General features: G+C 67.3%; 1 protein-coding gene. It reads left to right on the top strand.

Annotated features, from left to right (window positions below):
* Positions 1-248, top strand: a 248-nt coding sequence (locus tag SB772_RS44200) for a hypothetical protein (protein ID WP_410839049.1), incomplete at both ends; no start/stop codon positions are given.

Genomic DNA, 248 nt, shown 5'->3' with positions numbered 1-248 from the left:
CGGACGGCGACGACGCGATCGTTGCCTCAACGATCGGCCTGCGCTGGTCGGCGGACTGGCCGCAGGGCGATCTCCCGGTGACGGTCTCCGGCATGTTCGGCTGGCGGCGTCTCGCCGGCTACACCGGTGGTATCGGTGATGTAGGCGCCTTCCCCCGAAGATATGACGCGGGTGGGTGTTTCGCCGCGGGCGTGCATGCCCATATGCGTCGAGGGATGGAAAAAGTGGTCGCGGTCCCAGGCGTTGAG

The sequence above is a fragment of the Paraburkholderia sp. SIMBA_030 genome (genome assembly GCF_046535245.1).
Taxonomy (GTDB): Bacteria; Pseudomonadota; Gammaproteobacteria; order Burkholderiales; family Burkholderiaceae; genus Paraburkholderia.
Note: the sequence above shows the minus strand (reverse complement) of the source record. Positions and strands in the feature narration are given on the sequence as shown.